The organism is Bradyrhizobium retamae (assembly GCF_001440415.1).
Classification (GTDB): Bacteria; Pseudomonadota; Alphaproteobacteria; order Rhizobiales; family Xanthobacteraceae; genus Bradyrhizobium; species Bradyrhizobium retamae.
The window spans coordinates 68,872-93,713 of sequence record NZ_LLYA01000013.1; the positions used below are offsets into that span (position 1 = coordinate 68,872).

Sequence of the window (24,842 nt, forward strand, 5' to 3'; positions counted from 1 at the left end):
GTCCCCAACGTCATGCGAGCGCAGCGAAGCAATCCACCTTACCACGAACGGTATGGATTGCTTCGTCGCCTCGCTCCTCGCAATGACGGTCAATCAATTCGCCTCCGCATTCAGACGAAAAGCATTCTCAACGATGCGCAGTCCCACCTCGCCGCCGAGCGACATCAGCGATTCCGGGTGAAACTGCACGCCGCCGACCGGCAAGCTCCTGTGTTCGATCGCCATCGCGACGCCGTCCTCGGTGGTCGCGGTGACTTCGAGAACATCGGGCACGCTGTCGCGCTCGACATACAGCGAATGATAGCGGCCGATCACGATCTCATTCGGCAAGTTCTGCATCAGCCGTCCGCCGCGCACCTGAACCCGCGACGGCCGTCCATGCGCCGGCTGGGTGAGCTGACCGAGCTGGCCGCCGAAATACTCGCCGATAGCCTGCACACCGAGGCAGACACCGAAGATCGGCAGTTTTCGGTCCAGCGCCGTTCCAATGGTTTTCGATATCCCAAAATCCTCCGGGCGACCCGGGCCCGGCGACAAGACCAGGAGATCCCAGGCCTTCCGCTTCAGCATCTCCTGTGCATGCACGTGCCGGACCACGGTTACGCTTGCGCCGACCTGCCGGAAATAATCCGCCAGCATATGAACAAAACTGTCGTCGTGGTCGATCAAGAGCACCTTGCGGCCCGAGCCGGTCGCGTCGGGCGCAAAGGTCGAGAGCGGCTTCGGCGCGTCGCCCCGCAGCGCCTGGAACAGCGCAGCCGCTTTCACCTGGCACTCGCGGTCTTCGGCAGCCGGATCGGAATCGAACAGGCAGGTGGCGCCGACGCGCACCTCGGCCAACCCATCCTTCATGCGGATGGTACGGATGGTCAGCCCGGTGTTGATGCTGCCGTCGAAATTCACCGCGCCGATGGCGCCGGCATACCAGCGCCGCGACGAACGCTCATTGTCCTCGACGAACTGCATGGCCCACAATTTCGGCGCACCGGTCACGGTAACCGCCCAGGCATGGGTCAGAAAGGCGTCGAGGGCATCGAAACCCGGGCGCAGCATGCCTTCGACATGGTCCACGGTGTGAAACAGCTTCGAATAGGTTTCGATCTGCCGCCGCGCCAGCACCTTGATCGTGCCGGGGATGCAGACGCGCGCCTTGTCGTTGCGGTCGACGTCGGTGCACATGTTGAGCTCGAACTCATCCTTTTCCGAGTTCAGCAATTGCCTGATTTGCTCGGCATCGCCGATCGCATCGACGCCGCGCGCAATCGTGCCCGAAATCGGGCAGGTCTCGACGCGGCGGCCGTCGGAACGCACGAACATTTCCGGCGAGGCCGACACCAAAAATTCGCCGCCACCGAGATTCATCAGCGCGCCATAGGGCGACGGGTTGATGCGGCAGAGCCGCTGGAACACTTCCGCCGGCGAACGCTCGCACGGCTCGGCGAACAATTGCCCAGGCACCGCCTCGAACAGGTCGCCGCGCGCGAACGCCGCACGCGCGACCTCGACCGTTGCCTGATATTCGCCGGGTGCGTGATCGGCGAATCCCTGCCGCGGCGTTTTGGCGTAAATGCTCTCGGCGGTGCCGCGCGGCAGGCCCTGGGTAGACCTCCCCTTCCACGAGAATTCGTAGCTCAACACCACGCCACGGCCGGTGGCGCGGTCGTAGGCCAAAAGGCGATCCGGCACATAGAGCACGATGTCGCGCTGGTCAGCCTCGCGCGCCCGCTTCTGCACGAGATCCTCGATTTGGAACACGAGATCGTAGGCGAAGGCGCCGAACAGGCCGAGCAGCGGATCGTCGTTTGCGGTGAAGGCGGCCACGAGGTCGCGCACCAGCGACATCGCGCTGGCACGGCGGGTGCGCTGGTCTTCCTCGACCGGCGCGGCGCCGCGGATGATGTGTCCGGCCAGCCGCGTGGAGCTCCGCTCCGAAATGACGACGCAGGGCTCGCGCAGCACGTCGCCGAGGAAGGCGATCAGCACCTCGCCGCGCGCGTTCAGCGCTTGGAGCGAGAAATTCGAGCCGGCCGTTTCCAGCACCAGCGGCGGATCGGCAAAGCCGAGGTCAAAGCTTTCGTAACGCCCCGGCACCGTGGTGCCCGAGGACAGCACCACGCCACGGCGGCGATCGAGCAGCTCGATCAGGTCGTCAAGGCGCTTGGCGTTGCCGGTGAACTGCTCGACCACGCGCGAAATCGCCAGACCGCCGCTGGTCCGGTATTCGCTATGCTCCGGCAGGGAGAAGGCTGTCCTGTTCATGTGATCCTCTTACGAAACCTCGGGAGGGCGCGCCACACAGGACAAACGAAGGAACCGTCGCACTGCGATGGCGACCTTCGACGATTGAAAAAATGAAATCGCACCGGCCACCTCTTAGGAGGTGCGCCACCAGAGACGGCAGGGGGCAACAACGGTGCTCATGGGAACCTAATCACCATCCGGCGGGAACGATGTCAAGGGAAAGACAGCCCTGGAAGCCTCGCCCAAGCCCATCCTGGGGTGTCGGAAAGGGTCCGGCGTTCGCCGGGACGGCGTGTTTGCTACGCTATTCGCGGTAACATCCGTGCTCGATCTCCTCGATCAGCGGGCGCGCTTTCGGTCGCCAGCGGAGCTCGCGGCGGGCGCGTTCGGCACGGACGCGACTGTTGGAAGCCATGGTGTCCTCGGCCGTACCCTCGCCCCATTCGGCGGCAGCCTCCTGCATCGACATCGCAGACGGCGGGCCGGCGAAGCCAAGCATGCGGTTGATGGCCACACAGGCTTCGCGCATCGAATTCTCGCCATTCTCGGCGAAATAGAAGCTACCTGCCGGAGCTTTGTCGATCGCGAGCATGTAGAGCGGCACGAGATCGTCGATATGCACGTTGGACCAGATGTTCTCGCCGGGACCGGCATGCGTGGCATTGCCGCGCTTCTTGGCGAGCTTGATCAAGAGCGGTATCTGCACGCTGTCGCGCCCTGCCCCATGGCCGATGCCGTAGATCAGGCTCGGGCAGATGATGACCGGGCGGCAGCCCTTGTCGTGATAGCCGAGAATGAAGTGGTTCAGCTCGACCCGTGCGGCGCGGGCGGGCGACGGCGTGATCGGCGTGTCTTCGTCGAAGATGTCGTCGGAGCGCTCGCCGCGGGAACGCTTGCCGACGATGCTCGATCCCGATGTGTGGATGAAGGCCTTGCCGCTTCCGGCGAGAGCATCGAGCAGTGCGACGACGGCGCCCTTGTGGTCGGCACTTGCGGCATTGACGACGACATCTGCCGCCTGCGCGGCGCGGGCGAGAACTTGCGCGTCATCCAGCGTGCCCATCACCGGCTCTATGCCGAACGCGCGAACGGCGTCTGCCTTTTCGACGGAGCGAACAAGGCCGGTGACCTGATGACCGGCGGCCGCGAGATGCGCGGCAACCGATCCGCCGATATAGCCCGATGCGCCCGTGCAGAAGACTTTCATGTGTGGGCCCCCACCGTCATTGCGAGAACGAACGAGGTGTCTCTCGGCTCAGCCCAAATGCTTCCTGAAAAATTCCGTCGCCCGACCCCAGGCAAGCTCGGCGGCCTGGCGGTCATGCACGGCCACGCGCTGCTCGTTCACGAAGGCATGTTCAGCATCGTAGCGGAACAGCTCGAGCGACTTGCCGGCGTCCTTCATCGCCTTTTCGAAGGCGTCGACCGCGGCCGGTGTGCACCAGTCGTCCTTGTTGGCGAAATGCGCCTGCAGCGGGATTTTCACGTCGGCAGGTTTAGCGGCCTGCTCCGGCGGGATGCCATAGAATACGACGCCCGCCGCTAGCTCCGGAACCTTGGTCGCGCCGATGATGGTCACGGCGCCGCCGAGGCAGAAGCCAGTAAGCCCCACCTTGGCGCCGTTGCGTGCGAGATATTGCGCGGCGCCACGTACATTTTGGGTAGTGGCGTCCATGAAATCGAGCGAGGTCATCTGCGCGTTGGCGGCGCCCGTATCGTGATACGGCACCACGACGCCCTTGTAGAGATCGGGCGCCAGCGCATCGAAGCCGGCAACCGCAAAGCGGTCGCACAGGCCCTTGATGTTCTCCGACAGGCCCCACCATTCCTGCACCACCACCACGCCCGGCGCATTGCCGCGCGCGGCATTGGCGAGATAGCCGGCAGTTTCCTTGCCGTCCGGACGCTTGAAGGTGATGTGGGTGCCCATGGGTTCCTCCGGGACTGCTTCTTGACGTGATGCTGGCGGCCATTTTGGCGGCTGCAAAAGCCGGACGCAATCGCCTGTCGGCGCATTGCTGCACCCAACAAAAAAGCCCCCGCAGGGGCTTTTCCGAAATCGCGTTAAAGACGTCGTGATCAGTGGGCGTTGGCCCAGACCTTCTTCTTGGTGAAGTACAGCAAGACGGTGAGCAGGATCAGGAACACGAACACCTGCATGCCGAGCTGCTTGCGCGCCTCCATGTGCGGCTCTGCGGCCCACATTAGGAAGTGGGTGACGTCCTTGGCGTATTGCGCAACCGTGGCCGGCGAACCGTCGTCGTAGGTGACCTGGCCGTCATTCAGCGGCTTCGGCATCTTGATGGCGTGGCCGGGGAAGTAGGTGTTGTAGTAGGAACCTTCCGGCAGATTGAAGCCAGCCGGCGGCTTGTCCTCATAGCCCTGCAAGAGCGCCGTCACGTAATCCGGTCCCTGCTCCTGATATTGGGTAAAGAAGTCGATCAGGAACATCGGGAAGCCACGGCCGTAGCTGCGCGCCTTGGTGATCAGCGAGAGGTCCGGTGGATACGCGCCGCCATTGGCCGCGCGTGCCGCCTGCTCGTTGGGGAACGGCGACGGGAAATAATCGGCGGGTCGGCCCGGCCGCTCGAACATCTCGCCCTGGTCGTTCGGGCCGTCCTTGACCTTGTATTCGGAGGCGAACGCCTGGGCCTGCGCCACCGAATAACCGGGACCGCCGGCTTCGGCGAGATTGCGGAAGGCGACGAACGACAGGCCATGGCAGGAGGCGCAGACTTCCTTGTAGACCTTCAGACCGCGCTGCATGGCGCCGCGGTCGAACTTGCCGAACGGGCCTGAAAACGACCACTTCTGGGCCGGCGGCTTGGTGCTGCCTTCGGCGGCCCGGGCGCTCTCGGCGCCGCCCAGGAGCAGACCGCCAGCCACCATCAGAGCGATCACGGTCGATACCATCGGCGCCGGCTTGCCGCCCGTCTTTGCCAGCACGTCGTCCGCGATCGAGTTCGGCACCGGGCGGGGCTTCTCGATCCGGGCCAGCAACGGCAGCAGGATCAGGAAATAGGCGAAGTAGAGGAAGGTCAGGATGCGGCCGACGATGACATAGATGCCCTCCGGCGGCTGCGCGCCGAGATAGCCAAGGCCGATGCAGACGACAACGAACATCCAGAAGAACTGCTTGGCCAGCGGACGGTATTTCGACGAGCGGGTCTTGGCGCTGTCGAGCCACGGCAGGAAAGCCAGGATGATGATCGCGCCGAACATCGCCACGACACCGGCGAGCTTGTTGGGGATCGAGCGCAGGATGGCGTAGAACGGCAGGTAATACCATTCCGGCACGATGTGCGCGGGCGTTACCGCCGGATTGGCCGGGATGTAGTTCTCGGCGTCGCCGAGATAGTTCGGCATGTAGAAGATGAACCAGGCGAAGAACAGCAGGAAGCAGGAGACGCCGAACATGTCCTTCATGGTCGCGTAGGGCGTGAACGGCACCGTGTCCTTTTCGGTCTTCGGCTCGACGCCGGCCGGGTTGTTCTGGCCCGCCACGTGCAGCGCCCAGATGTGCAGCACGACGACGCCCGCGATCACGAACGGCAGCAGGTAGTGCAGCGAGAAGAAGCGGTTCAGCGTCGGATTGCCGACGGCATAGCCGCCCCACAGCAGCGTCACGATGCTCTCGCCGAAATAGGGCACGGCCGAGAACAGGTTGGTGATGACGGTGGCGCCCCAGAAGCTCATCTGGCCCCACGGCAGCACGTAGCCCATGAAGCCGGTCGCCATCATCAAGAGATAGATGATGACGCCGAGGATCCAGAGCACTTCGCGCGGCTCCTTGTAGGACCCGTAATAGAGGCCGCGGAACATGTGGATATAGACCGCGAAAAAGAACATCGACGCGCCGCTGGCGTGGATGTTGCGCAGCAGCCAGCCGTAATTGACATCGCGGACGATGAGTTCGACCGACTTGAACGCCATGTCGGCATGCGGCGTGTAGTGCATCGCCAGGATCACGCCGGTCAGGATCTGCACGCCCAGCATAAACGAAAGGATGGCGCCGAACGTCCACCAGTAGTTCAGGTTACGCGGCGTCGGATACGCCACGAACGAGGAGTGCATGAGTCCCATGATCGGGAGGCGCCGTTCGATCCACTTCAAGGCGGGATTGGTCGGCTGGAAATCGGATGGTCCGCTCATTGATGCGATCCTGAGGAAGTAAAACGACGCAACGGCTTAAGGGAGGTCTCGGACTGGCGTCCGAGCCCTTAGCCGATCTGGATTTTGGTATCGGAAACGAAGGTATAGGGCGGCACGGCCAGATTGGTCGGCGCGGGCCCCTGCCGAATCCGGCCCGACGTGTCGTACACCGAACCGTGGCACGGACAGAAGAAGCCGTCGTACTGGCCCTCATGGGCGATCGGGATGCAGCCGAGGTGGGTGCAGATGCCGACCACGACCAGCCACTGGTCATGGCCCGGCTTGACCCGTTGCTCATCGCTCTGCGGATCGGGCAGGCTCGACACCGACACCGCGCGGGCCTCTTCGATCTGCTTCTTGGTCCGGTGGCTGATGTAGATCGGCTTACCGCGCCAGAACACCTTGATGTCCTGCCCTTCAGCGATCGGGGTCAGATCGACCTCAATCGGCGCACCCGCCGCGACCGTGGAGGCATCCGGATTCATCTGGGAAACCAGCGGCACCACCGTGGCGGCCCCGCCTACGGCGGCGACGGCTCCCGTTGCAACATAAAGGAAATCACGGCGTGTCGGATTGTCCGCCGAAGACGCTGTCGTCACGATCTCAAGCCCTTTCTTGTCTGCAGCCAGCGGAACCGCCCCGGACACACGAAAGCGCGCCCTGAGAGAGGCTGCCGGCGCCCGCGGCCCCCGCGGCGGCAGAAAAACCGCTTTTCCTCCCCCATTCCGGCGGAACAAGCAGTCCAGAATCGTTCTATTGGCACCCTTGCCGAGAGAGCGCAAGCCCGCTATCGGCTCGCAAGCGTGCAATGCACTAAATCTGCGCCCGACCGTGATTATTCAGTCATTTCATCCGCGCTTCCGAAGCCCTACTCTATGCATATAGCGCTTTTCCAGCCTGACATTCCCCAGAACACGGGGACGATTCTGCGTTTGTGTGCGTGCCTGGACGTGGCGGCCCATATTATCGAGCCGGCGGGGTTTCCGATCTCGGACCGGCATTTCCGTCGAGCGGGAATGGACTATCTCGATCATGTGGCCATTACCCGTCATGACTCATGGTCAAAATTCGAGCAATGGCGTAACGAAGCGGGCTTCCGGCTGGTGTTGTTTACGACCAAGGCGGCGAGTTCCTATCTGGATTTCCGCTACGAGAGGGACGATGTCCTACTATTCGGGCGGGAATCTGCAGGGGTTACGGATGAGGTCGCGTCCGCTGCAGATGCGAGGCTGGTGATCCCGATCAGGCCGGGCTTGCGCTCGCTCAATGTGGCGATGGCGGCTGCCATGGCATTGGGCGAGGCGCTGCGGCAGACCGGTTCCGCGCTTCCGGAAGGGCTGCGGTCCAAGGAGAGATGGTGAGCTACGCCGTCAAAGAGATATTTCTGACGTTGCAGGGCGAAGGCGCGCACGCCGGCCGCGCGGCCGTGTTTTGTCGTTTTTCCGGCTGCAACCTCTGGAGCGGCCGCGAACAGGACCGCGTGAGCGCCACCTGCCAGTTCTGCGATACCGACTTTGTCGGCACCGACGGCACGCTCGGCGGCCGCTATGCCACGGCGGACGAACTCGCCGACACTATCGCCGGGCAATGGACAGGCGAGAATATCAACCGCTACGTGGTCCTGACCGGCGGCGAACCTCTGCTGCAGGTCGACCCGCCCTTCATCGATGCGCTGCATGCGCGCGGCTTCGTCATTGGCATCGAGACCAACGGCACGATCGAACCGCCCGAAGGGATGGACTGGGTCTGCGTCAGTCCGAAAGCCGGCGCCGATCTCGTGGTGCGCCGCGGCCACGAATTGAAGCTGGTCTATCCGCAAGCGGGCGCGGCGCCGGAAGATTTCGCGAGGCTCGATTTCGAGCGCTTTTCGCTGCAGCCGATGGATGGACCCGATGTGCTCGAAAACACCGCGCGCGCGGTCGACTACTGCCTACGCCATCCGCAATGGCGGCTCAGCCTGCAGACGCACAAGACACTTGGCATCAGATAGGATTTAGATTTCAAGATGTGGGAACTGACGAAATCGTTTCGCTTCGAAGCTGCGCATTCCCTGAAGGGAACGACCTTCGGCGCGGCCAGCGAGGAAATTCACGGCCACTCATTTCGCGCCGAGGTGAGCGTGCGCGGCACGCCCGACCCGGAAACCGGCATGGTGCTCGATCTCGGCCTGCTGGAGCGCAGCATGGAAGAGGTTCGGAAAGCACTCGACCACAAGCTCCTCAACAAGGTCGAGGCGCTGGGGACGCCGACGCTGGAAAACATTTCGCGCTACATCTTCGAGCGGGTCCAGCACGCAGGCCAAATCACCCGCGTCAGCGTTCACCGCGACAGTTGCAACGAGAGCTGCACGTATTTCGGGCCGCAGGGCTGAGCTCCAATGGACATGTCAGTCATCGAGGATCGCAAGACGCGCGCGAGAGCCTGGTTCGAAGCGCTGCGCAACGACATCTGCGCGGCCTTCGAAAAGCTGGAAGACGACGCGCCGCCCGCCCTCTATCCCGGCGAGGCCGGCCGCTTCGTGCGCACGCCCTGGGACCGCACCGACCACACCGGCAAGCCCGGCGGCGGCGGGGTGATGTCGATGATGCGCGGGCGGCTGTTCGAGAAGGTCGGCGTGCACTGCTCGACCGTGCATGGCGAGTTCGCACCGGAATTCCGCGCGCAGATACCCGGCGCGGCCGACGATCCCAGGTTCTGGGCGTCGGGCATTTCGCTGATTGCGCACATGCGCAACCCGCATGTGCCGGCGGTTCACATGAACACCCGCTTCGTGGTCACCACCAAGACGTGGTTCGGCGGCGGGGCGGATCTGACGCCGGTGCTCGACCGCCGGCGCACGCAGGATGACCCCGACACGCTCGCCTTCCATCTGGCGATGAAAGAGGCCTGCGGGAGATCGAACGGCGTCGCCGATTACGACAAGTACAAAAAATGGTGCGACGAATATTTCTATTTGCCGCACCGCAAGGAAGCGCGCGGCATCGGCGGCATCTTCTACGACTGGCACGATTCAGGTGACTGGGACGCCGACCTCGCCTTTACCCAGGAGGTCGGCCGCGCCTTCCTGAAAATCTATCCTGAACTGGTCCGCCGCAATTTCGCCCTCCCCTGGAATGCCGCCGACCGCGAGGAACAGTTGATCCGGCGCGGGCGCTACGTCGAGTTCAACCTGCTCTACGACCGCGGCACGATCTTCGGGCTAAAGACTGGCGGCAATGTGGATTCCATCCTCTCGTCGATGCCGCCGGAGGTAAAGTGGCCATGATCGCATGATCGGGTTGTCATGACTGATCGCTATGGTGCGATTCGTGTTATGTAATCCGAGGAGTAGATCATGGATTTGAAACCAGGCGACGTCGTCATTCTGAAGTCCGGCGGCCATCCTCTCAGTGTGGTGGAGGTCAAGGACGGCAACGTGGCGTGCGTGTGGATGGGCAATGAAGGCGATCTGTTCCGCGAGACGCTGCCGCTTGCCGTCCTAGAGCTCGCCGAAGCCGATACGTCGGAGGACGAAGAAGACGACGAAGAAGACGACGACGAAGACGAGGACGAAGAGGAAGCCGTGGACGAGGAAGAGGACGACCGCGCCAACAAAGTTGCGTGAGGCAGTTTTTTTGACGCCGCCGGGCTACCATGGTCCGGCGGCGTGGTTTCCCGGGATTGGACCCGGTGCGGGTGATCTGATATTCGCGGAAAGTCCGCCGCTGCTTCCCGCGGCCGATGACGCTTGAAGTGAGATGGCCGCGAAACAATGACCCACCTGCCCCGTGCGATGCTGATCGATATGGACGACACCATCCTGTCGGCCTATGGACGTCCGGAGATCGCCTGGCACAATGTCACGTCCGAGTTCGCGGCCGAGTTCGGGCCCCTGACCTCGCAGCAGGTTGCCGCCGCCGTTCTGGACTCCGCGCGCAAATTCTGGGCTGTTGCCGAAGCCGAATGGCGGCTGAGGCTCGATGAAGCGCGGCGCATCACCGTCAGGAACGGATTTGCCGCGCTTGCCGAGGGCGGCCACGTCCTGCCTGAAGACCTCGCGATACGGTTGGCAGACCGCTTTACCGCCTACCGCGAAGAGGAAATGTTCGTCTTCCCCGGCGCGCATGACGCCATCGACGAATTGAAGGCACGCGGCGTGAAGCTGGCGCTGGTGACGAACGGCGCCGCCGGCGCCCAGCGCGCCAAGGTCGAACGCTTCGCGCTGTCTCACCGTTTCGACCACATCCAGATCGAGGGCGAGCACGGTTTCGGCAAACCGGACGAGCGCGCCTATCTGCACGCGATGCAGGCGCTCGGCGTCACCGCGCCCGAAACCTGGATGATCGGCGACAATCTCGAATGGGAGGTGATAGCGCCGCAACGGCTTGGCATCTATGCCATCTGGATCGACGTGCATGGCGACGGCCTGCCGCCGGATTCCGCCGTAAAGCCCGACCGCATCATCCGCTCGCTGACGGAACTGCTGCCTTCCGCCTGCGGATAGCGCGTCCGCAGCGCCTTCGCCAAAGGAAGGCTATCCAGCCCGCGCATTTCCCGCGCACTGTGAACCATTTCATAGCGCAGCGGCCGGCAATCCCGGACTGTATCATCGTTGGTCCAGGCTGGGAGTTTTCGATGCCTGCAGATCGAGTGGTCAAGGCTGCACGTGATCAAGAGGAGATCGCACAGTGCCTCGGCTGGGGCGCTCGCATCAGGCGCGCTCTCCGCAAAGCGAACAGCGCCGTGTCCTACGTCATAGGTCTCCCGATTCTCACGATGCTTGGCGGCCTGCTGGTTGGCTACTATCAGTATCTTAATGCCTACCAGGAGAAGATCAGCGCCCGCGCAGAAAACGACGTGAAAGCGGCGACGGCGGCATTCACCGAGATTTCAAAGAAATTTTCCCAAGTACAGATGCTTCAGCAGGCACTGTTCATCAACATTTCGAACGCGCTCGATGAAAATGTCAGCCCAGATGAACAAGTTATGGCTGCCAAGCACGCAAAATCAATTTCGACAACCTATGAAAAGGCCTGGGTCACGCTGCTTGAGAACGGCGACGTGATGGCGCGCAGTGCCGAAATCGATATCGACTGGGCAACCGATTTCAAGCGTGATCAGATTACTTCACACTATCCCAACAGCGATCCCCTATCTCGAACGCTACTTGCGGCCTACGATTTCGATTGCAACGACAATTTGCCGAAGGTCGCACCGGTTATTCGTGAACAGCCGCCGGACGCTTGCGAAGTTGACGGAAGTCGGCATTTCGGCATCCACGATTTTTCCATCAATGTTTGCCCAAAGCGCCGAATTAGCACTGGTTCAGGATCCTCAGTCAGGGTCCACTGGTACAGCGCGAAGCACCAAGTCGTCACGATGCACTATTGTCTACAGGTCCTGCATCAACGATTGGCGAAGGTGCGCTCCTGGGCTTTGCATGGCGAGCCTAGCCCGGCGGCCGCTGTAGCATTTCGAGCCGAGCGCGATCAGCTTCGGAAAGAGATCGACGTTCAGGCTGCGCGGCTCGAGGCCTTCATGGGCCTGGCGTTGTTCCACATCGAGGCCGTCCGGGTAAAGTACCGGCCTGTAAGCTTCGCCTGCCATCTTCCGTTTGCAACTCCCATTATCAGCCGATGGAACGACTCGTGCACGCCGGTTCAAACAACACCGTATGAAGGCTTGAGAACGCCGGACAGCACGCCGTCAAAAACGCCGTCGAATGCAGCTTCCAAACAGGTCAGTGCCGCAGTGCCGCGGTGATCATGACGAGGCCGCCGACAATCACCGCGGCGTCGAGGATCGCAGTATGGATCTGCACCGGCATGCGCTCAACGAAGGCCTTGGCGAGGAACGCGCCGGGAATTGCGATGGCGCCGATCAGGAGCGCGAAGGCAAGCACCTGTGCAGTGACGACGCCGGCAAGGCCGAACACCGAAATCTTGATGAGACCGGTCACGACCGAGATCAGCGCGTCGGTAGCGATCACGGCAGCTCCCTCGAGGCCGGACGCCATCAGCAACGACAACAGGATCACGCCCGAACCCGATGTGCCGCCGACCACCACGCCATGACCCACCGCGCTCACGCCAAGGCCGGCATCGCTGATCTTGATATCGCGGCGCTTGGCCAGCCGGAGTAGCGGCACGCTTAGGATCAGCATGCCGCCGATCACGAACGCCGCGCCGGCGCTGGTCAGCCGCGTGTAGCCATAGGCGCCGAGCGCCGCCGTCAGCATGGCGGCGCCGATCACGATCAGCGCGCGACGCCAGTCGGCGTGGCGAAAATACGCAACGAAGCGGCTGATATTGGTGAAGATTGCTGAGATCGCGATGATCGGCACCACGGGCTCGGCGCCGACCAGCGGCACCAGCACCAGCGGCATCAAGGCGCCGGTACCATAGCCGGCAAGCCCGCCGACCACGGAGGCCAATAGCGCCATGGCTCCAACCAGCACGAGTTGACCGAGCGAAATATCGGCAAACCCGGCTAGAATATTCACAGCCGGTGGTCGCGGGTGAAGCGGGCGGCAGCCTGGTCGGCGATCGCGGCAAGGGCGGATGGTTCAAGCGGAAAATCCGCGGCCAACCAGGCGTCTTCCGCAAGCGCCAGCACGTGACCGAGACCAGGACCTTCGGCAATGCCGCGGGAGATGAAATCGGCTGCCTTCAGCGGAAATTTCGGCGCGCTCCAGCGCTGCGGCAACGTTGCGAGCTCATGCCAGCGCGCGGCGCCATTGTCGAGGCCGCCTGCCCGCGCCCACGCCAGCATCAGCCGGTCTCGATACGGATCCTCGCCGAGCCGATAGAGAAGCTGTCGCGCCCGCGCGTCGTCCTTGCTCGCGAGCCGCCACCAGCGATGGCCCATCGAATCCAGCGCTTTGGCTTCCGCGTTGGAAACCCGAAGCCGTGCTGAGACGCGCCTGGCGTCCTCGGTGACGGCGACCGTAAGCGCGGCGAGCCGGCGCACGGCGCTCGGCGGCAGCGCCAGCGCCCGTTCGGCCGCGATCATCGCCGCGAATGTTCCGGTGTAGGCGACGCCGCCGAAGATCAGCAGCAGCAGGCCAGCATCCGCCATCGCCTGCACCGCGACCGCGGCGCCTTCCGCGATCAACAGCTTCAACATCTCCATGCGCACGCGCTCGGCGGAAAGGCTCGAAAGCCCGGCACGCCCGTCGATGCAGGCGAGATATCCGGCACGGTCGGGCTCGCCGGCCCCGTAGGCGGCATGCATGCGAAAGAAGCGCAGGATGCGCAAATAATCCTCAGCGATGCGCTGGCCGGCGTCGCCGATGAAACGCACGCGTTTGGCCTGGATATCGGCAAGCCCGCCGACATGGTCATGCACGACGCCCTCGGCATCGACCGAGAGCCCGTTGATGGTGAAATCGCGCCGTTCCGCATCGCGAACCCAGTCCCGCCCGAACGCAACCCTGGCCTTGCGGCCAAAGGTCTCGGTGTCCTCACGCAAGGTCGTGACCTCGAATGGGTGGGATTCGACGACCAGCGTGACCGTGCCGTGGTCGATTCCGGTCGGCACGCATTTGATGCCGGCCGCCTTGGCCCGGCGGACGACCTCGTCGGGCAACGCCGTCGTCGCGATATCGATGTCCCCGAGAGGAATTTGCAGAAGCGCATTGCGCACGGCGCCGCCGATCACGCGGGCTTCCTCGCCATCGCCATTGAGCAACGCGAGCACGCGCGCGGCCGGACCGGATCTGAGCCAGGGCGCGTCCGACAGCACGCGTGCCTCGCTCATTTCTCCCCCCCGTGAACCAGCTTGCCGTCTTCCATATGCGCCGGAACATAGGTCGAATTCGGCGGCGCGCCGGAGAACTGCGCCAGCAGCACGAAGCTGATCGCGACCAGCAGCAGCGATCCCAGCGCCAGTTTGGCGACAAGATGTGCCGGCCAGGAGGAGGACACGAAGACGCCGGAACGGGTGGCAATCAGAAACAACGCGTAGGCCACGAACGGGATCAGGAAGATTGCGATTTCGGTCAGAATCGGACGGATCATGCGAGATAAATCCGCTCATATAGCACGCGCAGGATTCCCGCGGTCGCACCCCATATGTAACGCTCGGCGAACGGCATGGCGTAATAGGAGCGCTCCATGCCGCGGAATTCCTTGGAATGGATCTGATGGTTCTCGGGATTCATCAGGAACGCCAGCGGCACCTCGAAGGCGTCGACCACCTCGCCTTCGTTGATCGTCAGCTCAAAGCCGGGCTTCACACGCGCCACCGTCGGCAGGATGCGAAACCCGAAGGCGGTTCCATAAAGATCGAGATAGCCGATCGGCTCGATGAACTCGCGCTTGAGGCCGACTTCCTCCTCTGCCTCGCGCAAGGCGGCATCGAGCGGGGAAGCGTCGATTGCGTCGATCTTGCCGCCTGGAAACGAAATCTGGCCGGCGTGGCTGGAAAGATGCGGCGAGCGCTGCGTCAGCAACACTGTCGGCTCGCGGTGATCGACCACCGGGATCAGCACCGCCGCCGGGCGCACCGGCTGCTCGCGCGCCACGATCTCGAGCATGCGATCATTGCCCGCATCGCCCGTCTTCGGAATGATATTGGGATCGACCAGGCCGCGCGGCACGTCGAAATTCAGCCGGGTCTTGCTTCGCGCGAAGAATTCCGTCGAGCTGATCGGAGCCGCCTCCATCTTCGTCAGCATCGGCTCGTTCAAACCGCATCCCTCACCTGCTTCGCGTCCGCCATGGCAAAGAACTCGCCGCCGGACTCTATGCCGAACATCGGCTGACCATCGACCATCCGCTCCTCCCCCATGTCAACCAGATCGTAATAGAGCGCGCGCGTCACCTTCGCCCACAGATCGGCGCGGACGTGCAAATAGGGCGTCAGCCCGCCGTCGGCGGCCATCTCGAAGCGCAGGCGATGGGTGGAATCGCATGGCACCCAGTCGTCAACGTTGGTGCGGAAGAGCAATAGCCGACCGCGATCGCCGGCCTCGTTTTGCATCTCCACTGCCAGGAACGGCGCATCATCGACGCGGATGCCGACCTTCTCGACCGGGGTAACGAGAAAGTGCTTGCCGTCCTCGCGCTTGAGAATGGTCGAAAACAGCCGTACCAGCGCCGGCCGCCCGATTGGCGTCCCCATGTAGAACCACGTCCCATCGCCGGCGATTCGCATGTCGAGATCGCCGCAGAACGGTGGATTCCACAGATGAACCGGAGGCAGTCCCTTCCCGGCCGGGGCGCGATTGACGGCTTCGGTGGCAGCAACCGTCAGACCTTCAAGACCTTTGCTGTCGTGGCCCTTGCCTTCCTGACGCTGGCCGCTGGTTTGCCCTTGCTTCGCCATTGTTTGCCCTGAGTCTCGGCGCCTCGATTGGCACGATTGGTGCACATATACCGAGATATGTGTTCCCGACGATTTGTGTCCGGACTATTGCGGATCAAGTCGCCATATCGTGATGCCGTTCATACCCCGAAATACCGATAATGTGGGGATAGTTTAATTCAACGAATGCATGGCCTTTGCACAGGTCTAGCATGAGGTTCGTGGCATGACGACGCAACCAACGGCGTCATGAAGCGGTTAGGTTGTTGAAGGAGAAAGACATGGCGAGCGCAGACGGTGTTGAGAAACTCGAGGACGCGATCGTCCGGTCGGCCGAGCAGGTCGCCGGCCAGATCCGCGCCGCGAAGGAAGCGATCTCCACCGTCATTTTCGGCCAGGTGCGGGTGATCGAAAACACCCTGGTGACGATCCTGTCCGGCGGCCACGCGCTCTTGATCGGCGTTCCCGGCCTCGCCAAGACCAAGCTTGTCGAAACCTTGGGCATCACGCTCGGGCTAGATGCCAAGCGCATCCAGTTTACCCCTGACCTGATGCCCTCGGACATTCTGGGCGCCGAGGTGCTGGACGAGAGCAATTCCGGCAAGCGGTCGTTCCGTTTCATCTCCGGACCGGTGTTTGCGCAGCTCCTGATGGCCGACGAAATCAACCGCGCCAGCCCGCGGACGCAATCGGCGCTGCTGCAAGCCATGCAGGAACAGCACATCACGGTTGCAGGCGCGCGGCATGATCTCCCCAAGCCGTTCCACGTGCTCGCCACCCAAAACCCGCTGGAGCAGGAAGGCACCTACCCGCTGCCCGAGGCGCAGCTCGACCGCTTCCTGATGGAAATCGACGTCGATTATCCCGATCGCGACGCCGAACGCCGTATCCTGTTCGAGACCACGGGCGCGGAAGAGACGCTTGCCAAGGCCTCGATGGACGCGGAAACCCTGATCGCGGCGCAGCGGCTGGTACGGCGCCTGCCGGTCGGCGACAGCGTCGTTGAGGCGATCCTGTCGCTGGTGCGCGCCGCACGCCCCAACACCGAAGACGGCGGCGACAAGCTGATCGCCTGGGGGCCGGGCCCGCGCGCCAGCCAGTCGCTGATGCTGGCGGTCCGTGCCCGCGCCTTGCTCGACGGCCGCCTTGCGCCCTCGATCGATGACGTGCTCGATCTCGCCGAACCCATTCTCAAGCACCGCATGGCGCTGACCTTCTCGGCGCGCGCGGAAGGCCGCACCATTCCCGACGTAATCAGACAATTGAAGACGCGGATTGGTTGATGGCCGCAGAGACCAGCCACGAGAACAGGGAGATTGTTGCGATCCGACGTGCCGATGGCGAAAGCCGAACGCTCGCCGCATCGCTCCCCCGTCTCGTGCTCGACGCCCGCCGCATCGCTGCCAACGTCATCCATGGCCTACACGGCAGGCGCCGCGCCGGCGCCGGCGAGAGCTTTTGGCAATATCGCCGCTTCGTCTCTGGCGAGCCGTCGCAGAACGTCGACTGGCGGCGTTCGGCGCGCGACGATCATCTCTATGTTCGCGAGCAAGAATGGGAGGCCGCGCATACGATCTGGCTGTGGCCCGACCGTTCGCCGTCGATGGCATTTGCTTCCAAGGGTGCCCGCGACTCCAAGCTGGAGCGTGGCCTGATCGTGACCTTTGCGCTCGCCGAACTCCTGGTTTCGGGCGGAGAGCGCGTCGGCATTCCCGGCCTGATGACCCCGACCGCAAGCCGCAACGTGATCGACAAGATGGCGCAGGCGATGCTGCATGACGATGCGGTGCGCGCCAGCCTGCCGCCCTCCTTCGTGCCGTCGGCGCTGGCCGAAATTGTCGTGCTGTCCGACTTCTGGTCGCCGATGAACGAAATCAGGACGATGCTCGCAGGGCTTTCGGCCTCCGGCGCCCATGGCACGCTGATTCAGGTCGTCGATCCTGCCGAGGAGACCTTTCCTTATGCCGGCCGGGTCGAGTTCGTCGAGCCGGAAGGTTTTGGCGTCATCACCGCCGGCCGCGCCGAGAGCTGGGCCAGCGACTATGTCGCGCGTGTCGCGCTGCATCGCGATGAGATCCGCAGCGAAACCGACAAGCTCGACTGGCTGTTCTCGACCCACACCACCAGCCGGTCCGCCGCCGAACTGCTGCTGTTCCTGCATTCCGGCATGATGGCGGCCAAGGGAAGCCTCCGCGGCTCAACGGTCAAGGCGGGGCGCAGCGCATGATGGCGGGCATCCCCTTAAGCTTTGCGCAGCCGCTGCTTCTGCTGGGCCTGTTGAGCCTGCCGGTGCTGTGGTGGCTGTTGCGCGTGATGCCGCCGCGGCCGAGACGGATCGAGTTTCCGCCGACGCGGCTGTTGTTCGACATCAGGCCCAGGGAAGAAACCCCGTCGCGGACGCCGTGGTGGCTGACGGCGCTGCGCCTCGCCGCCGCGGCGCTGGTCATCCTTGCTGCCGCAGGCCCGATCTGGAATCCGCAGACCGGGGTCGGCGGCAGCAATGCGCCGCTGGTGATTCTACTCGACGACGGCTGGAGCGCGGCTGCAAGCTGGGACACCCGGATCAAGGCCGCGGACGAATTGATCGCCAACGCCGACAATGACCGCCGCGGCGTAGCGCTGGTTCCACTCTCCGAGCCCGCACGCGACATCACGCTGATGCCAGCCGGTACCGCACGCGTCGCGCTGCGCCAGATTGCACCAAAGCCCCATTCGATCGACCGCGTCGACACGCTAGGCGCGCTCGACCGCTTCCTGAAGGCCACCGGCGATGCCGAAATCGCGTGGCTGTCCGATGGCGTCGATACCGGGCGCGGCGCCGAATTCGTCGAGAATCTCGCCAAGACCATCGGCGACCGCAAGCTGACAGTGTTCGAGGGCGGCGCGGCGCCAGCGCAAGCGTTGGTCGCCGCCGAAAACGCCGCGGCGAAGATGACGGTCAAGGTGCTGCGCACCACCGGCGGCGTCGCAGCCGGCGTGGTCCGCGCGATCGACGCCAAGGGCTCGCCGATCGGCGAAGCGCGCTACGCTTTCGGCATGCAGGACCGCGAAAGCGAAGCGGCATTCGATCTGCCGGTCGAACTGCGCAATGACATTTCGCGGCTGGAAATCTCGGGTGAACGATCGGCCGGTGCGGTGCAATTGCTCGACAAGCGATGGCGGCGCCGCGCCGTCGGCGTCGTCACCGGCGCGACCAGCGATACCGCCCAGCCGCTATTGGCATCGACCTTCTATCTTACCCGCGCCCTGTCGCCTTTCGCCGACGTGCGCCTCGGCGATCGCGGCGCGCCGCAACAGGTGATCGCGCAATTCCTCGATCAGCGGCTGCCGATGATCGTGCTCGCCGATGTCGGCACGCTGTCGCCGGAAATCCGCGAGCGGCTGAACGCATGGATCGATCAGGGCGGCGTGCTGGTGCGTTTCGCAGGTCCCCGCCTGGCGCAGGCCGATGACGATCTGGTGCCGGTGAAACTGCGTCGCGGCGGCCGCGTCCTCGGCGGCAGCCTGACCTGGGAAAAGCCGCAGCATCTGGCGTCCTTTGCCGCCGACGCTCCGTTCGCGGGCCTCGCAGTGCCCAAGGATGTCACCGTGAACCGGCAGGTGCTGGCCGAGCCGGATGCGGTGCTCGCCACCAAGACCTGGGCGTCGCTAGAAGACGGCACGCCGCTGGTTACCGGCGAGCATCGCGGCAGGGGTATTGTCAGCCTGTTCCATGTCGGCGCCGACTCGCGCTGGTCTGACTTGCCGATGTCCGGCAGCTTCGTCGAAATGCTGCGGCGGCTGGTCGACATGTCCGGCTACACCACGAAGCCCGGTGCAGGCGTTGCGAGCGAGGCGACCAACGCCGAGACGGTGGCGCCACTGCGCACCCTCGATGGTTTCGGCGCCTTCGGGCCACCGCCCTCGAACGCCAAGCCGATGCCCGCGGATTATCGCGACCGCGCCACGGCAGAACATCCACCGGGCTTCTACGGCCCGGCCGATGGGCCGATCGCAGTCAACACCCTGGCCGCGGCCGATCGCATCGGACCGCTCGATACATCCTCGTTGCGGGCGCAGCGCGCCAGCTACACCAATGCCGAACCGCGAGATTTGCGCGGCATCCTGCTGTCGTCGTCGCTGGTGCTGTTTCTGATCGACGCGGTCGTGGTCGCGATGCTGGGCGCGGGCCTTGCCGCTCTGTGGCGGCGGCGCACGGCGGCGGCCACCGTTCTATTGGCCTTGATCCTGGTCGCGGCCTCGACCGCACCGTCGCCGACGCGCGCCCAGGGCAACGATGAATTCGCCATCAAGTCGGTGTCGCAGACGCGCCTTGCCTATGTCGTCACCGGAAATGCCGACGTCGATTCCATCGTCAAGGCGGGCATGGCCGGACTGACGCTGTTCCTGGCACAGCGCACGGCGTTGGAGGCCGGCGATCCCGTCGGCATCGATCCCGCAAAGGACGAACTGGGGTTTTTCCCGCTGATCTACTGGCCGGTGGTGCCGGGCGCGCCGAAGCCGCCGCAGGATGTCATCAACCGCATCGACGCCTATATGAAACAGGGCGGCACCGTGCTGTTCGATACCCGCGACGCCGTCGAGGCGCCGCCGGGCGAGAACGGCGCGTCGCAGACGTCGGGCATGCGCACCTTGCGCGAAATTCTCTCCTCCCTAGACGTGCCTGAACTGGAGCCGGTGCCGCGCGAGCATGTGTTGACCAAGACGTTTTATCTGCTGCGCGATTTTCCCGGCCGCTTCACCTCGGGCCAGACATGGGTCGAGACCCTGCCGCGCGAGGATGAAGACGATACGGCCTCGCGCCCGGCGCGCGGCGGCGACGGCGTCTCACCCATCATCATCACCTCGAACGATCTCGCCGGCGCCTGGGCGCATCGCCCGGACGGCCAGCCGATGCTGCCGCTGACGCCGAACGAGCCGCGCCAGCGCGAATTCGCCTTCCGCTCCGGCGTCAACATCGTGATGTACACCCTGACCGGCAACTACAAGGCCGACCAGGTCCACGCGCCGGCCCTGATCGAACGGTTGGGGCAATAGACCATGCAGTACGGTATCGCGTTCACTCCCCTCGTTCCGGCAATCGTGCTCTGGATCGCGCTGGCCGCGATCGTCGCGATTTCTGCGCTATTGCTGCTCGGCCGCGCGCGCGGTGCCGCGGTGCGCGTCGCAGCTCTGGCGCTGATCCTGCTGGCGCTCGCCAACCCCTCCTTCACCCGCGAGGAGCGCGAGCCGTTATCATCGGTCGCTGCCGTCGTGATCGACAAGAGCCCGAGCCAGAATTTCGGCACCCGCAACCAGGAGACCGCCAAGGCGCAGGAGGCGCTGGTCGATACGCTGAAGAAGATCAAGGGACTGGAAGTCCGCGTCGTCGAGGCCGGACAGGCCGACGGCGAAACCGACGGCACAAAGCTGTTCAGCGCGCTGTCCTCGGCGCTGTCGGACGTTCCCGTCGACCGCGTCGCCGGCGCGTTCCTGATCACCGATGGCCGCGTGCACGACATTCCCGCGAACACCGCCGCCGTCGGCTTCCAGGCGCCGGTGCATGCACTCATCACCGGCCGCAAGGACGAGCGCGACCGCCGCATCGCAATTTCGGCCGCGCCGCGTTTCGGCATCGTCGGACAGCCGCAGACCATTACATACCGGCTCGACGATCAGGGCGTTACCGGCCAACGCGCCAAGATCGTGGTGCGCCGCGACGGTGAGGTGATCAATGAGCGCAATCTCTCGAGCGGCCAGACCGCCAATGTCGAGGTCGACATCAAGCATGCCGGGCCGAACATCATCGAGATCGAGGCTTCGCCCCTCGAGAACGAACTGACTCCGGTCAACAACCGCGCCGTGGTCGCGATCGACGGCGTCCGCGACAGGCTGCGCGTGCTGCTGGTGTCGGGCGAGCCGCATTCCGGCGAGCGCACCTGGCGCAATCTGCTGAAATCGGACGCCAGCATCGACCTCGTGCATTTCACGATCCTGCGCCCGCCAGAGAAGCAGGACGGCACGCCGATCAACGAATTGTCGCTGATCGCGTTTCCGACCCGCGAACTGTTCCAGCAGAGGATCAACGATTTCCACCTGATCATCTTCGACCGCTACGCCCGCCAGGGGGTGCTGCCGATTGCCTATTTCGACAACATGGCGCGCTATGTCCGCGCCGGCGGCGCGGTGCTGGTATCGGCCGGTCCCGATTACGCCTCCACCACCAGCATCTGGCGCACGCCGCTCGATACGGTCCTGCCGGCCGAACCGGTCGGCGTCACCGAGAAACCGTTCTATGCACACTTAAGCGACGCCGGTAAGCGCCATCCGGTGACGCGCGGCCTCGAAGGCTCCGCCAGCGAGCCACCGCGCTGGAGCCGCTTCTTCCGTGCCGTCGATACGCGCAACGCGATCGGTTCCCCCGTGATGACCGGCGCCGACGGCAAGCCGCTGCTGCTGCTGTCGCGCTTTGGCGAAGGCCGCGTCGCGCTGCTATTGACTGACCATATCTGGCTGTGGGCGCGTGGCTATGAGGGCGGCGGCCCGCATCTGGATCTCCTGCGGCGGATGTCGCACTGGCTAATGAAGCAGCCTGATCTGGACGAAGAGGCGCTGCGCCTGCAGGTCCAGGGCAAGGACCTCGTGGTGCTGCGCCAGACCATGGCCGATAATGTGCCGCCGGTGACGGTGACCTCGCCGAGCGGCGCCACCAAGGAGCTGACGCTGACGGCAAGCGAGCCCGGCACCTGGCGCTCGACCATTCCCGCCAACGAGCTCGGGCTGTGGCAGGCAACCGACGGCGCGCTGAAGGCGCTGATCAATGTCGGGCCGACCAACCCGAAGGAATTTTCGGAAGTCACCTCGACGACCGAAATGGTGAAGCCATTGGCGCAGGCCACTGGTGGCGACGCCCGCCGCGTCGCCGATGGCGGAAGCGTCGATCTGCCGCGCGTCGTGCCGGTGCGCGCCTCCGGCATCTTCCACGGCGATGGCTGGATGGGCGTCAAGATGCGCGACGCCAGCGTCGTAAAAGGCGTCGGCGTGCTGCCGATGTTCGCGGGACTGGTCGGGCTGTTGCTGCTGCTCGGCGCGTTCGCCGCGACCTGGGTGCGCGAGGGGCGCTGACGGCACGCCCGCCTCGCCGATGCGCCCTACGCAGCCTCGTCCGCGCGTCGCCACCTCGGAAATGGATCGGCAAGCCCGGACCATTCCGCAACGCGCATTCCGGGTTTCCCCGAAACAAGACACGCATCGAGGCGCGCCGTGATCGCGTCCTGATCCATATTCGTGCCGATGAAGACGATCTCCTGGCGGCGATCACCATATACGTCGCTCCAGTTCTTCTTGAGCGATTGTCGCCAGAACGGATCGTCCGGCCAGCGATCTGCCGGTACATTCGCCCACCAGAAGCCCAGCCCTTCGGTTCGGACGATCGCACCGGCCTGGCTCAACTCGCCGAGCCACTGCGGGCGAGTTGCTATCCAGAAATGTCCCTTGGCGCGGATGACGCCCGGCCAGCTTTCTTTCAGGAATTGGTGAAATTTCGCAGGCTCGAACGGCCGTCGCGCGCGATAGACGAAGTTCTTGACGCCATATTCTTCGGTCTCGGGCGTATGGTCTGCAAAGCCATAAAGCTCCTTGAACCACAGCGGATGTTGCTGCGCGCGCTCGAAATCGAAGCGGCCGGTATTGAGAATGCGCTCCAGCGGCGCATTGGAGAAATTGGTCTCGATGATATCGGCCTCGGGATTCAGAGAGCGGATAATCATTCGGGCGGAGTCGCGTTCTCCCTGCGACGCCGCATCGATCTTGTTGAGTACGATCACATCGGCAAATTCGATCTGCTCAACCAGCAGATCCACCAGTGTGCGCTTGTCGCTTTCACCGAGCGACTCGCCGCGATCTGCCAGAAAAACGGTAGAGGAATAGTTCTTCAGCAGATTGACGGCATCGACGACCGTGACCATCGTGTCGAGGCTTGCCACATCGGACAGGCTTTCTCCGTCTTCGGACCGGAAATCGAAGGTTGCCGCGACCGGCAGCGGTTCCGAGATGCCGGTGGATTCGATCAGCAGATAGTCGAACCGTTCGCTCTCGGCGAGCGCCCGCACTTCGTTCAACAAATCGTCGCGCAGCGTGCAGCAGATGCAGCCGTTGGTCATCTCGACCAACTTTTCGTCAGTCCGCGAGAGGTTCGCACCGCCATCGCGGACGAGGTCTGCGTCGATGTTGACTTCGCTCATGTCGTTCACAATCACCGCAACCTTCAGGCCCTGGCGATTATTGAGCACGTGATTCATCAAAGTTGTTTTTCCAGCCCCGAGGAAGCCGGACAAAACGGTGACGGGGAGTTTTCGCATGGAGATCGAAAAGCCTCTTGAGCTCACGGGTCCCAACCGGGGAGAAAGACGCATGCGGGGACCCCGTTGGTGGCAAACTATGTTATGTTATAACATAACAATTCAAGGCCGAGGGATTGTCAATTGGCAAAACAGGCGGGGCGCGCGGGACAAAAACGCCGATGTTGCCCGAATCTCACACTTGGCAGAATTGTCGGGGCTCCGGAAAAACGGTAGCCCGGTGTCGATTGACACTCCACGGTCTTCGCGACGTTATAATGTAACATTGGGACGGCGAGATGCCTGAGCCGCCCGGGGGACAAGGCGTCAATCGTCGTGAACTGGTTCCGAAAACACCTCAAGCACGGCTCGCGGCTGGCGCTGTTTGCGTTCGCGATCCAGTTTGCGCTGTCGTGCGGGCATTTTCACGCGGCGGCCGCGCAGGCCGCACCGGCCGTTCAAAGCGGGCTGACCGACGCCAATCTTGCGATCGCCACGCCCCTCGCCGCACAAGATGCGCACCCCGAAGCCGCGCGGCCGCAGCAGCCTGCGGGCCACGATGACGACCAGCACACGGCCAATGTCTGCGCGGTCTGCGCCGTCCTCTCATTGGCCAACAATTTCCTGTTCGTCACGCCGCCCGTACTGGAGTTGCCGGGAGCTGTCGAACTTCTGTATCTGGTCACCGGCGCTGAATTTGCGCATCTCGGTTCGTCCTATTTCGCGTTCCAGTCTCGCGCACCGCCCGCCTCCTGACGCCGATTGAATCAATGCACTCCCCAAGGGATTGCCGCGTCAGGCGCGGTTCCTGAGGGGAAATCGGAATCGTCCGTCGCACATCGACGG

The 24,842-nt window shown here is 63.8% G+C and carries 23 protein-coding genes; 12 read left to right on the forward strand and 11 right to left on the reverse strand.

Translation table 11 applies throughout. The features are described from left to right. Nucleotides 1-93: 93 nt before the first annotated feature. From CQ13_RS04140 to petA, 5 genes are all read right to left on the reverse strand, one after another. Nucleotides 94-2,259 carry an anthranilate synthase component I gene (locus CQ13_RS04140; RefSeq protein WP_057841739.1) on the reverse strand — a complete coding sequence of 722 codons (2,166 nt, stop codon included), beginning with the start codon at nucleotides 2,257-2,259 and terminating at the stop codon, nucleotides 94-96. A 286-nt stretch (nucleotides 2,260-2,545) separates the two neighbouring features. Then, nucleotides 2,546-3,448, reverse strand: a complete 903-nt coding sequence (locus CQ13_RS04145) for an NAD-dependent epimerase/dehydratase family protein (protein WP_057841740.1) — start codon at nucleotides 3,446-3,448, stop codon at nucleotides 2,546-2,548. 48 nt (nucleotides 3,449-3,496) lie between these two features. Further along, nucleotides 3,497-4,171, reverse strand: coding sequence for a dienelactone hydrolase family protein (locus CQ13_RS04150; protein ID WP_057841741.1), 675 nt, complete (start codon nucleotides 4,169-4,171; stop codon nucleotides 3,497-3,499). A gap of 149 nt (nucleotides 4,172-4,320) precedes the next feature. Beyond that, nucleotides 4,321-6,393 (reverse strand): cytochrome c1, encoded by a 2,073-nt coding sequence (locus CQ13_RS04155; protein ID WP_057841742.1) that lies wholly within the window; start codon nucleotides 6,391-6,393, stop codon nucleotides 4,321-4,323. A gap of 68 nt (nucleotides 6,394-6,461) precedes the next feature. Continuing rightward, on the reverse strand, nucleotides 6,462-6,992 hold the full coding sequence (gene petA, locus CQ13_RS04160) for a ubiquinol-cytochrome c reductase iron-sulfur subunit (RefSeq protein WP_057841864.1): 531 nt from the start codon (nucleotides 6,990-6,992) through the stop codon (nucleotides 6,462-6,464). Between the two features lie 276 nt (nucleotides 6,993-7,268). Here petA and CQ13_RS04165 point away from each other — a divergent pair, with 276 nt between their 5' ends. The 7 genes from CQ13_RS04165 (at nucleotide 7,269) to CQ13_RS04195 (ending at nucleotide 12,135) form a co-directional block, all read left to right on the forward strand. Further along, nucleotides 7,269-7,754 carry a tRNA (cytidine(34)-2'-O)-methyltransferase gene (locus CQ13_RS04165; RefSeq protein WP_057841743.1) on the forward strand — a complete coding sequence of 162 codons (486 nt, stop codon included), beginning with the start codon at nucleotides 7,269-7,271 and terminating at the stop codon, nucleotides 7,752-7,754. Beyond that, complete coding sequence (gene queE, locus CQ13_RS04170) at nucleotides 7,751-8,383, forward strand: 7-carboxy-7-deazaguanine synthase (RefSeq protein WP_057841865.1); 633 nt, start codon at nucleotides 7,751-7,753, stop codon at nucleotides 8,381-8,383. The genes CQ13_RS04165 and queE overlap by 4 nt, the downstream gene beginning before the upstream one ends. Before the next feature lie 15 nt (nucleotides 8,384-8,398). Next, entirely contained in the window at nucleotides 8,399-8,764 is a 366-nt protein-coding gene (locus CQ13_RS04175; RefSeq protein ID WP_057841744.1) for a 6-pyruvoyl trahydropterin synthase family protein, read from the forward strand. Nucleotides 8,765-8,770: 6 nt separating this feature from the next. Then, nucleotides 8,771-9,658 carry an oxygen-dependent coproporphyrinogen oxidase gene (gene hemF / locus CQ13_RS04180; protein WP_057841745.1) on the forward strand — a complete coding sequence of 296 codons (888 nt, stop codon included), beginning with the start codon at nucleotides 8,771-8,773 and terminating at the stop codon, nucleotides 9,656-9,658. Nucleotides 9,659-9,727: 69 nt separating this feature from the next. Then, nucleotides 9,728-9,997, forward strand: coding sequence for a YodC family protein (locus CQ13_RS04185; RefSeq protein WP_057841746.1), 270 nt, complete (start codon nucleotides 9,728-9,730; stop codon nucleotides 9,995-9,997). Between the two features lie 147 nt (nucleotides 9,998-10,144). After that, entirely contained in the window at nucleotides 10,145-10,876 is a 732-nt protein-coding gene (locus tag CQ13_RS04190; protein ID WP_057841747.1) for an HAD family hydrolase, read from the forward strand. A gap of 131 nt (nucleotides 10,877-11,007) precedes the next feature. Continuing rightward, nucleotides 11,008-12,135: a hypothetical protein gene (locus tag CQ13_RS04195; RefSeq protein ID WP_156433487.1), complete on the forward strand. Its 1,128-nt coding sequence runs from the start codon at nucleotides 11,008-11,010 to the stop codon at nucleotides 12,133-12,135. Here the strand turns inward: CQ13_RS04195 and CQ13_RS04200 are convergent. From CQ13_RS04200 to CQ13_RS04220, 5 genes are read right to left on the reverse strand one after another with little or no spacing between them, the layout of a single operon-like run. Then, nucleotides 12,113-12,874, reverse strand: a complete 762-nt coding sequence (locus tag CQ13_RS04200; protein WP_057841749.1) for a sulfite exporter TauE/SafE family protein — start codon at nucleotides 12,872-12,874, stop codon at nucleotides 12,113-12,115. The two genes, CQ13_RS04195 and CQ13_RS04200, sit on opposite strands and share 23 nt — an antisense overlap. Further along, a complete protein-coding gene (locus tag CQ13_RS04205) occupies nucleotides 12,871-14,130 on the reverse strand; it encodes a CCA tRNA nucleotidyltransferase (protein ID WP_057841750.1) in 1,260 nt (419 codons plus the stop codon). Before CQ13_RS04205 ends, CQ13_RS04200 begins: the two co-directional genes overlap by 4 nt. Then, entirely contained in the window at nucleotides 14,127-14,390 is a 264-nt protein-coding gene (locus tag CQ13_RS04210) for a DUF6111 family protein (RefSeq protein ID WP_057841751.1), read from the reverse strand. The genes CQ13_RS04205 and CQ13_RS04210 overlap by 4 nt, the downstream gene beginning before the upstream one ends. Continuing rightward, entirely contained in the window at nucleotides 14,387-15,049 is a 663-nt protein-coding gene (locus CQ13_RS04215) for a CoA pyrophosphatase (RefSeq protein ID WP_430649651.1), read from the reverse strand. The genes CQ13_RS04210 and CQ13_RS04215 overlap by 4 nt, the downstream gene beginning before the upstream one ends. Nucleotides 15,050-15,057: 8 nt before the next feature. Next, nucleotides 15,058-15,699 (reverse strand): DUF1285 domain-containing protein, encoded by a 642-nt coding sequence (locus tag CQ13_RS04220; protein ID WP_057841753.1) that lies wholly within the window; start codon nucleotides 15,697-15,699, stop codon nucleotides 15,058-15,060. A gap of 260 nt (nucleotides 15,700-15,959) precedes the next feature. On the opposite strand from CQ13_RS04220, the gene CQ13_RS04225 reads away from it, so the two are divergent. The 4 genes from CQ13_RS04225 to CQ13_RS04240 are packed head-to-tail and all read left to right on the forward strand — an operon-like array spanning nucleotide 15,960 to nucleotide 22,782. Continuing rightward, nucleotides 15,960-16,961, forward strand: coding sequence for an AAA family ATPase (locus CQ13_RS04225; RefSeq protein ID WP_057841754.1), 1,002 nt, complete (start codon nucleotides 15,960-15,962; stop codon nucleotides 16,959-16,961). Beyond that, nucleotides 16,961-17,905 carry a DUF58 domain-containing protein gene (locus tag CQ13_RS04230; RefSeq protein ID WP_057841755.1) on the forward strand — a complete coding sequence of 315 codons (945 nt, stop codon included), beginning with the start codon at nucleotides 16,961-16,963 and terminating at the stop codon, nucleotides 17,903-17,905. Before CQ13_RS04225 ends, CQ13_RS04230 begins: the two co-directional genes overlap by 1 nt. Beyond that, a complete protein-coding gene (locus tag CQ13_RS04235) occupies nucleotides 17,905-20,715 on the forward strand; it encodes a DUF4159 domain-containing protein (protein WP_057841756.1) in 2,811 nt (936 codons plus the stop codon). Before CQ13_RS04230 ends, CQ13_RS04235 begins: the two co-directional genes overlap by 1 nt. Before the next feature lie 3 nt (nucleotides 20,716-20,718). After that, entirely contained in the window at nucleotides 20,719-22,782 is a 2,064-nt protein-coding gene (locus CQ13_RS04240) for a hypothetical protein (protein ID WP_057841757.1), read from the forward strand. A gap of 26 nt (nucleotides 22,783-22,808) precedes the next feature. On the opposite strand, the gene zigA is transcribed toward CQ13_RS04240, so the two are convergent. Then, the gene (gene zigA, locus CQ13_RS04245; protein ID WP_057841758.1) at nucleotides 22,809-24,017 is read right to left on the reverse strand and encodes a zinc metallochaperone GTPase ZigA; all 1,209 of its coding nucleotides are present in this window, start codon (nucleotides 24,015-24,017) and stop codon (nucleotides 22,809-22,811) included. A 315-nt stretch (nucleotides 24,018-24,332) separates the two neighbouring features. On the opposite strand from zigA, the gene CQ13_RS04250 reads away from it, so the two are divergent. After that, nucleotides 24,333-24,752: a DUF2946 family protein gene (locus tag CQ13_RS04250; RefSeq protein ID WP_057841759.1), complete on the forward strand. Its 420-nt coding sequence runs from the start codon at nucleotides 24,333-24,335 to the stop codon at nucleotides 24,750-24,752. Nucleotides 24,753-24,842 lie beyond the last annotated feature (90 nt).